The organism is Streptomyces sp. NRRL WC-3618 (assembly GCF_001280005.1).
Lineage (GTDB): Bacteria > Actinomycetota > Actinomycetes > Streptomycetales > Streptomycetaceae > Streptomyces.
In genome coordinates, this window is the sequence record NZ_LGDW01000163.1 from 1 (window position 1) to 4250 (window position 4250).

General features: G+C 61.8%; 3 protein-coding genes and 1 pseudogene. 2 read left to right on the forward strand and 2 right to left on the reverse strand.

The window, feature by feature from the left end; genetic code table 11:
* On the forward strand, window positions 1–2693 hold a 2693-nt coding region (gene pglX, locus ADL01_RS43745; protein WP_107090916.1), incomplete at its 5' end, for a BREX-2 system adenine-specific DNA-methyltransferase PglX.
* A 50-nt stretch (window positions 2694–2743) separates the two neighbouring features.
* Here the strand turns inward: pglX and ADL01_RS17405 are convergent.
* Both ADL01_RS17405 and ADL01_RS17410 read right to left on the reverse strand, forming a co-directional pair.
* Window positions 2744–2953: a DUF397 domain-containing protein gene (locus tag ADL01_RS17405; protein WP_053742917.1), complete on the reverse strand. Its 210-nt coding sequence runs from the start codon at window positions 2951–2953 to the stop codon at window positions 2744–2746.
* On the reverse strand, window positions 2950–3810 hold the full coding sequence (locus ADL01_RS17410; protein WP_234354676.1) for a helix-turn-helix domain-containing protein: 861 nt from the start codon (window positions 3808–3810) through the stop codon (window positions 2950–2952). The genes ADL01_RS17405 and ADL01_RS17410 overlap by 4 nt, the downstream gene beginning before the upstream one ends.
* 160 nt (window positions 3811–3970) lie before the next feature.
* On the opposite strand from ADL01_RS17410, the pseudogene ADL01_RS42085 reads away from it, so the two are divergent.
* A pseudogene (locus tag ADL01_RS42085) lies at window positions 3971–4150 on the forward strand (ATP-binding protein); the annotation flags it as partial.
* Between the last annotated feature and the right edge of the window lie 100 nt (window positions 4151–4250).

Genomic DNA, 4250 nt, shown 5'->3' on the forward strand with positions numbered 1-4250 from the left:
CGGGTATCCAGACTGATCTGGATATGCTCTTCGCTGAGGAGGGGGAGGGTGACGGCTCGGCGTTCCAGTACGCGACTGAGGATGTTGGAGAGTTTGCGGGGCGGGTGGATTTGCTGGGCCGCGCTTCGTATCACGTGGTGGTGGGGAATCCGCCGTACATCACGGTGAAGGACAAGCAGGAGAACGAGAATTATCGGGCTGCGTTTGATGCTTGTGCGGGTACGTATGCTCTGTCGGTTCCGTTTGCGCAGCGGTTGTTCGAGTTGGCACTACGTGGAGCCGGCGGCGCTTCAGGAGGTGGTGGCTTTGTCGGTCAGATCACGGCTAACTCATTTATGAAGCGTGAATTTGGTAAGAAGCTGATCGAGGAGTTCTTCACAGGAGGGCGAACTGGAATCGATCTCCTGCGCGTCATCGACACCTCGGCGGCGTACATCCCTGGACATGGGACGCCAACTGTAGTGCTTGTGGGGAGAAACAGGCTCCCGTCCTCCAGCTCTAAGGTTCGCGCCGTGCTGAGTAATCGCGGTGAACCTGGAGAGCCGCCTATTCCTGCGGAAGGACTTGTCTGGAAGGCGATCTCTCGACAATTTGACACCCCTGGTAGCGATTCGGACTGGATCTCAGTCGACGATGTGGAAAGGTTGCGATTTTCCTCCCATCCCTGGAGTCTCGGTGGGGGCGGAAAAGCGCAAGTGAAAGGAATGATTGAGGCGGTACCGAGGAGGCTGAGAGAGAAGATTGAATTGCCTATCGGTCGCGCTATTAGAGCTGGATCCGACGATGCTTTTTCGCGACCCCGGCGCCACGCCTTGCATAAGAGTTCTGACGTTGAAATGATGCGTCCCATCGTGCGTGGGGAGAATGTGAGGGACTGGGGGCTGAGTAACCTCGATTTCACTTGGTACCCATACGCCAAAGATGGGACTGTACGCGACGGGCTGCAAGCGGAACTCTGGCCGCTGAGGACACTCCTTGCTGCACGGCGAACGTTTCAAGGGGTGATGGAGGATGCCGGACGTGCATGGTGGGAGTACATGCAGCACACGAAATCGGCCTATGAGACCCCTCTCTCGATCACATTTGCCAATGTTGCGACGCACCTTCACTTCACGCTTGATCGTGGGAGGAAAGTGTTCGACGCGCATGCTCCAGTGATCAAGCTGCCGGTCGGGTCGACTGAGGACGATTTTCTTGGGCTTCTGGGATTGTTGAACTCGTCAGCAGGATGTTTCTGGCTGAAACAGGTTTGCCACGATAAGGGGAGCCAGTCTGGAACTGGTGGATTCATGCACGATGAATGGGAGAGATTCTATGAATTCACCGGTGCTAAGCTGCAAGATTTCCCCCTGCCTGCGCGATCTCCCCTGGCCGTAGCGCGGCTGCTCGACTCCTTCGCTCCGGCGGTCAAGCTGGAGTTGGATGCCCTGCCGGAAAGTGGCTCGCCCACCCGCTCCGCACTAGAAGCCGCCCGTGCCGACATTTCTGGTGCGCGCCACCGCATGATCGCCCTTCAGGAGGAGCTCGATTGGCAGGTGTACGGGTTGTACGGATTGCTGTCCGATGCTGATGTTGCACGGACAGTCGCCCATTCGCCCGAACCGAGCACCATCCCCGAAGTACGTCTCGGCGAGCGGGCATTCGAAATCGTGCTCGCGCGGCAGGTAGCGGGAAGTGAGGTCGAGACAGTTTGGTTCGAGCGGCACGGCTCGACCCCCATCACCGAGATCCCGAACCACTGGCCCGACTGGTACCGCGACATCGTTCAAACCCGCATCGACATCATCAACTCCCGCAAGGACATCGCCCTCATTGAGCGGCCCGAGTGTAAGCGGCGTTGGGCTGGCGACTCATGGGAGAAGAAGGAGAAGTCGGCCCTGCGGACGTGGCTTCTGGATCGGATTGAGGAGCCGAGTCTCTGGTACGCCCTTCGTGACGGAATCAAGCAGCCGCGCACGCTGACCGTCAGTCAGCTCGCCGATGCTCTGCGAGACGACACTGACTTCAACTCTGTTGCCCAGCTTTACGCTGCCGACCACATGGGCAAGCCGGACCTGCCCCTCGCGAACGCGCTCGCGGACGTCGTCGACGCCGAACACGTCCCGTACCTCGCAGCTCTCCGCTACAAGGACTCCGGGCTCCGAAACCGCGAGCAGTGGGAGAAGGTCTGGGAGTTGCAGCGTGAGGAGGATCGTATGGGGGAGCGGCTCGACATCCCCGTGCCGCCGAAGTACAAGGGCGCCGACTTCCTGAGGCAGTCGTACTGGTCCAATCGCGGCAAGCTCGACGTGCCCAAGGAGCGCTTCATCTCGTACCTGGGGGCGAGTCCGGACGCCGATCCGACCGTCCTGCTCGGCTGGGCCGGCTGGGACCACAAGGATCAGGCGCAGGCACTGTTCAACCTCGTCGACGACCGTACGAAGCAAGCGGGTTGGGACACCGACCGCATCAAGCCGTTGCTCGCCGGGCTCCTCGAAGTCATGCCCTGGGTGCGGCAGTGGCACGGTGAGTACGACGAGGAGTGGGAGGGTGTACCCGCCGACGAGTACCAGGCGTACTTTGAGGAGCTGTGTGCCAAGCACCAGGTGAGCGAGGCGGACCTGCGGGCCTGGCGACCGGAGAAGACCCGGGCCAAGAAGAAGGCCGCCCCCAAGGAGACGGTCCCTGCTGAGCAGCCCGCCCTCGGCGAGTAGGAGTTCAGCGGAGAGGTGGCCGCGGCTTGTTCGGGGCCACCTCTGCTACATCAGACTCGGTCGGCCGCGTACGTGATGAAGACCGACCACTCGGTCTGGCCGAAGGCAAGCTGCGGGCCCAACTGGCCCTTCGAGTCCCTGACATGGACTGTGTCAGGGGTTGCTGCGACCTCAACACATTCGGGGCCGTCGCTGGTGCTGTAGCTGCTTTTGAACCAGGCCAGCCCGTCGGCGCCGCTGGTAGTGGTGTTGCCGTTCATGTATCTCCCAGCACTGTCTTGATGAACGCCAGAGAGTCCCGTGGTGTGAGCGCCTGCGCACGGATGATTCCATACCGTGCTTCAAGGATCCGGACCTCCTTGCGGTCCATGCTCACGCGGCTATGCAGTGCGGACTCGGAGTGGGAGACCTTCTGGCCCGTTTTCGGATCAAGGAGGAAGAAGGAGCCGTTCAGTCCGGCATGATCCTCGCGATCGGTAGGCATCACCTGGATCTCGACGTTTCGCAATCTCCCTACCTCCAACAGTCGTTCGAGCTGTTGGCGTAGCACCATCTTGCCACCGACCGGGCGGCGCAGCGTTGCCTCTTCCTGGACGAAGCTCAGAAAGGGTGCGGGGCATCGGTTGAAGATCTCCTGGCGGGCCACGCGTGCGGCCACATTACGCTCGATTGTCTCCTCGTCGAGGGTGGGTCGGTGCAACTGGTACAGCGCACGCGCATAATCCGGGGTTTGCAATAGCCCATGGATGACTGTGCTCGCGTACGCGCCCAACTGCGACGCCTCCGCCTCCAGTTTCGCCAAGTCCCGAACCTTCTTCGGATACCGAGCCCGCTCCACATCTTCCTTGAACGCCGCCAACAACCCACCCGCGCCCAGCACTTCATCCGCCGCATCCAGAAACCCCGGCTTCGGAACCCGCCGCCCCCGCTCCACCGACGACACCTGCTCCTCGCTGTACCCGATCGCCGCGCCCAGCTCGGCCTGCGTCAGGCCCGCCCGCTCACGCCACAGCTTGACCTGCTTGCCGACCGTCTTGAGGAGGTCCGCCGTGCTCTCGTCGCCGTCCCAGTCCTGGTCCTCGGTTCCACTGCCCGACTGACCCGCCCCGACCATCATGTCCGCCACCTCCGACGTCCAACCGTCCGCACCCAACGACATCCGCATCCCGACGTCACGCCCGGCCACCCGGACACGCGGTCACCGCGCCCGGACAGATCACACTGCGTACCGACGTCACTACTGGTCAGCCTAGAGTCGCTCAGACACGCTCTGTTACATGAACGCCGAAATCTCCACCCTCGTAAGTGACTTCACGCAGCGACTCTCGGCTACCCGGCGCGGTGCCCGCCTCGCCCGACAGCTGGCACTCCATCAACTCGACGCATGGGGAATCCCGTACGGAAGCGATGTATCCGACACGGTCGCCCACGTCGTCGCCGAGCTGGCCGCCAACGCGGGTGCGCCATGAGGCGCTCTGTTGTATCCCCGGTTCAACCGGGAGGAACTGAAGGGAGGTTTCTGGGTCTGATGGCTTACCTGGATCCGAAAGGTGAAGG